The following is a 3,974-nucleotide window of genomic DNA, read 5'->3' as shown; positions in this document are numbered from 1 at the left end:
AAGGCTACTTTCGTCTGGAGGTACTCAACGCTGGCGTAGGCGTTAATGATGTCCGGAACGTAATACATGGTCAGGAACATCCCCGACAGGATCTGGATGACCGTGATAAAAAACGTCAATCCGCCAAAACAGTATACAAACGCAGAGAAATGATGCGCCGGGTTAACGTGCTCCGGCACTTCATGGTCCGCCACGTCTCTCCAAATCGGCGTGACATCAAGACGTTCATCAATCCAGTTGTAGACATTCTTAAACATCCGAATCTACGCCTCCTATTTCACTTCAGTATTTGGCTCTACCCCGCCCAAATAAATCCAACCGTTTTCAATTTTCAATTTGTAGGTGTCGAGCGGCTTCGGTGCTACAGCCAAGTTCTTGCCTTCTTTGGTATAACGTGCCCCGTGGCATGGGCAGTGGTATTCATCCGGGAAGCTTTTATCATTGTTCCAGCCGACCGTACAGCCCAAATGCTTACAGATCGGGGACAGCGCATAGATTTTCCCCTGTTCATCCTTGCGTATCCAAGCGGTTAATGTAGCAGTGCTTGCATACCATCCATCCTGCTGCTTCAGCTCAAAAGAGAATTCTTGAGGCTCGTCGGTAATTTTGCTTTCTTCGACAACTTTAATGAACTCTCCCTCGCCCTTCTTGTGCAGGATCGGATCCACAGCAAAACGCACCATCGGCAGGACTGCACCGGCTGCCATGTAAGCAGTGGCACCGCCCAATGTATAAGTCAGAAATTGTCGACGGGACATTTCTTTACGACCGGGTGGTTTGTGAGATGGTTCATGGTGCTCATTTTGGTTGCTCATAATGTCTTCAACCCCCTTTGTCAACCAAGTCTTAAAGTGCTTTCAATGATTATTATCACACGACTTACTAGGACATAATAATAATATATTAGCCTTATAAGACCGTCAAGAATATCCAACTCTTTTATGAGGCGGAAGAAGATTTACCCAATTAAATTGTTGAATTTCTGTCACATTTCCATCTTGCTGTCACGCTGCCACATTTCCTGTATTTTATCCTTAATCTGGCCTGCTATACCTGCTCCGCCCGTTTCTTCATTGAATACTACTTTCCGGGACAGAACCAAATCGCAGCCTTCAATCTGGCCTTGGATCAGCTCGATGTCTGCTGTCATGACAATGACGTAAGCAAAGCCCGCTTCCCTTACATTGCGACAAACTTCCTGCAATAACGACAGATCCTCCCCTTGGCCGTATTGTACGGCAGGGTATGTAATGATCCTTCCTTTAAACGGGATCTCGACCAGGTCCATAAAATCCCGCAGCCGCGCCAGCGCCTCCGTCGCTTCCACGGGAGACTCTTTGCCCGACAGGCCGGTGTAAGGGATGAGGCAGGTGTCGAAATAGGGGGAGAGCTCACTCCAGGTTGCCTCTTCCACTTCGCTGAACTTCATTCAAGGGTTCACCCTTTCCATTATTTTTCACCATTCCATTCTATAATATGCTTGTTCCCGTGTCAGCAATTTGTAAAATTCATTGGCGCAGGCCAGCCCAACAAAAAAGAAATGCAGCATGGATGCCTGCATTTCTTTTCATTTATTCCACTTAATTAAGCAATTTCAGTTCATCCGTCAGGTTACGGAAAGCCGCCTCGTCTCCGGATGCCAGAGCCCTGTCTATTTCGCGGTAAAGCTCTTCGCTCCGGTGTTTTCGCAACGCTTCGTCCCATACCATTTCAGCCGCCAGCCCCAACATGACTTCATAAGTAGCTTTCATCTTATCCATTAGGATGCACCTCCGAACCTTTGATTAGAACATCCTATACTCTTTACCCTTGTCCACATAGTTTTGAGTGGTACGATACATTCTGCGCAAGTCTTCTTCGGTTAATTCACGGACCACTCTCGCCGGCGAACCCAGAGAAAGCGTATAGGGTGGTATTTTTTTATTTTCAGTAACGATAGATCCTGCCCCTATTAAAGCATATTCACCAATCTCGGCCCCGTTCAGTACGATGGCCCCCATTCCGATTAATGTACCTTTGCCTATTGTGCAGCCGTGAACGATGGCGGCATGTCCGACAGAGACGTCGTCCTCTAGAATCAGCGGCTCGTCCGTATTGACGTGACCTACCGCTCCATCCTGGATGTTGCACCGGTCACCGATCACGATGGGTGCCATATCACCCCGAAGCACGGCGTTAAACCATACGCTTGATTGCTGTCCAATTTGAACGTCACCGACAATTTTGGCACCCTCCGCAACATAGACGGACGGGTGGATCTTTGGCAGATGCTGGCCGTAAGGTAACAGCATGTTTTCATCACCCCTTAACTTTGGGAGTGATTGTAACAAGGCGGCTATGACTTGTCAATGAGCGGTTCCAGCTCGCCGCTTCCGAGGTTCAGGCTTTTGCTGGCCAGCTTTTGTCCGAAAGCGGTCATTTTCAAAACCATCCCGCTCTCCGGACTTTCTCCGATGCGGATCAGCCCAAGATGCATCATCATCGCGATAATTCTTTCATTTAATATCGACTCTGCAGTGTCGTAATAAAACGGTTTGATCAACCAGCCCAAAGCATCATGCAGGGAAGCGGCGGTTACCCATTCCTTGGCGCATTCCCCGGTCCAATAGACGAGGGATGCCAAGTTAGGTATGGCGCTTTTATAAAGTTTTAACCAAAAGCGGAAAATTTGTACCATGCTCTCTTTCGTCCCGCTTTCCAGCAGCTCTGCGCCCTTGCCCGACAGCTCCAGCCGGCTGCCGTTTTCTTCGATATATCTGTGGTAGAACGCATAGTCATACAGAAGCGCCATCCGGTTGGGGTATGCATTGAAGCTCCTGCCGTAGCCAAAGCGCCATCCCCCTTTGGTCAGCAGGGGCTCGCTGACATGGAACATGTCCATTAACTGCTGCTGGTATCGCTTGTACATCACGAATTCCTGATTCAGCTCGATCTCTTGCTGGTCCACATACTTCAGCATGTACATCAGATCCTCGGCGCACAGATCCTGCTCTTCCCGGTAAACCGGAGGCTCTCCGGATTTAACGACCTTTCGCTTCAGCGTGTGTCCAAGCTCGGCCCGGAACCGGTCCTTCAGATCGCTCGGCATTTGAAACAGATATTTGGTGCTGGATGTCATCCCGTTGAACAGCCAGCCGCTGCGCTTATAGCGGGCGATAGCTTCCCTCGGGGTCTCATGCACCTCGTTTGCCGGGATGTCAAAAGTCGTCTGCCGGACGACAGCCGCCAAATCTTCTACGCTGTAAAACGATCTGCTGTCAAACAAGACTGAATTCAGAAAACGTAAATCTTGAAGGGAAACCGTGTTGACCTGCTGCGCGATAAACTCCCTCCGGTTCAGCGTGACCAGGATGCTCTGAATCAGTTCATGCTTGGAATTCCGTTTGCACTGGCATTGGTAGTGGCTTGCAATGGTAGTCAGCTGGCCGATATCCGCATACGAAAGCATATCCGCTAAATTCATGTCATCATCGCCTCGCCGTTTTACTACCATTATGGGAATTATTACAATTTTTATTCGATCCGGGCAAAAAAAATAACCCGGCGCTTGTCCGAGTTATCCGTTCTTTTCCGCCAGATGGCGGGTGCAATTATAGAGGAGCGGCACCCAGTCGATATCCTTTTTCTCCAGGATCGTAAGCGACAGGTTGCCAATCCGTTCCGTATATTTATCCCTGTACAGTGACTTGTACAGCTGTGCCAGCAGCCCGCCGTGACTCACGACGAGCATGTTTTTATCGGGGTAAGCCGTCCACATATCCTCCATAAACGCCAAAGCTCTAGCCTCAATCTGCTCGATCGTCTCCTGGCCCAGGTCATGCACATCCCACTGCTTGCCCCAGCGGCTTTCCCGCTCATCGGCCGTCAGTCCCTCCGCTTGTCCAAAACTCCGTTCATTCAGCCGCTCATCGGGCTCAAGGAGCGGAATGTGGAGCTTGTCGGCCAGAATTTGCCCGGTTTCCCGCGCGCGGGAG

At 49.8% G+C, this 3,974-nt stretch carries 6 protein-coding genes and 1 pseudogene; all 7 read right to left on the bottom strand.

Going from position 1 to position 3,974, the window contains the following annotated elements:
* A pseudogene (gene qcrB, locus CPT76_RS24245) lies at nucleotides 1-257 on the bottom strand (menaquinol-cytochrome c reductase cytochrome b subunit); the annotation flags it as partial.
* Between the two features lie 15 nt (nucleotides 258-272).
* Complete coding sequence (locus CPT76_RS24240; protein ID WP_181153012.1) at nucleotides 273-815, bottom strand: Rieske (2Fe-2S) protein; 543 nt, start codon at nucleotides 813-815, stop codon at nucleotides 273-275.
* Between the two features lie 170 nt (nucleotides 816-985).
* Nucleotides 986-1,429: a DUF2487 family protein gene (locus CPT76_RS24235; RefSeq protein WP_105444694.1), complete on the bottom strand. Its 444-nt coding sequence runs from the start codon at nucleotides 1,427-1,429 to the stop codon at nucleotides 986-988.
* 151 nt (nucleotides 1,430-1,580) lie between these two features.
* Nucleotides 1,581-1,760 (bottom strand): IDEAL domain-containing protein, encoded by a 180-nt coding sequence (locus CPT76_RS24230; protein WP_076170113.1) that lies wholly within the window; start codon nucleotides 1,758-1,760, stop codon nucleotides 1,581-1,583.
* Between the two features lie 24 nt (nucleotides 1,761-1,784).
* A complete protein-coding gene (locus CPT76_RS24225; protein ID WP_089548041.1) occupies nucleotides 1,785-2,291 on the bottom strand; it encodes a gamma carbonic anhydrase family protein in 507 nt (168 codons plus the stop codon).
* Between the two features lie 44 nt (nucleotides 2,292-2,335).
* Nucleotides 2,336-3,463 (bottom strand): hypothetical protein, encoded by a 1,128-nt coding sequence (locus CPT76_RS24220; protein WP_105444693.1) that lies wholly within the window; start codon nucleotides 3,461-3,463, stop codon nucleotides 2,336-2,338.
* Nucleotides 3,464-3,556: 93 nt separating this feature from the next.
* A partial coding sequence (locus tag CPT76_RS24215) for a histidine phosphatase family protein (protein ID WP_105444692.1) occupies nucleotides 3,557-3,974 on the bottom strand: 418 nt, incomplete at its 5' end.

Source organism: Paenibacillus sp. AR247, from assembly GCF_002968895.1.
Lineage (GTDB): Bacteria > Bacillota > Bacilli > Paenibacillales > Paenibacillaceae > Paenibacillus_AQ > Paenibacillus_AQ favisporus.
The sequence above is the reverse complement of the archived record's forward strand: the minus strand, read 5'-3'. Positions and strand labels throughout refer to the sequence as shown.

Bases quoted from the DNA above. Each gene is read 5' to 3' on its own strand.
- CPT76_RS24225 (WP_089548041.1), bottom strand. From the start codon at position 2,291: ATGCTGTTACCTTACGGCCAGCATCTGCCAAAGATCCACCCGTCCGTC.
- CPT76_RS24235 (WP_105444694.1), bottom strand. From the start codon at position 1,429: ATGAAGTTCAGCGAAGTGGAAGAGGCAACCTGGAGTGAGCTCTCCCCC.
- CPT76_RS24240 (WP_181153012.1), bottom strand. From the start codon at position 815: ATGAGCAACCAAAATGAGCACCATGAACCATCTCACAAACCACCCGGT.
- CPT76_RS24220 (WP_105444693.1), bottom strand. From the start codon at position 3,463: ATGAATTTAGCGGATATGCTTTCGTATGCGGATATCGGCCAGCTGACT.
- CPT76_RS24230 (WP_076170113.1), bottom strand. From the start codon at position 1,760: ATGGATAAGATGAAAGCTACTTATGAAGTCATGTTGGGGCTGGCGGCT.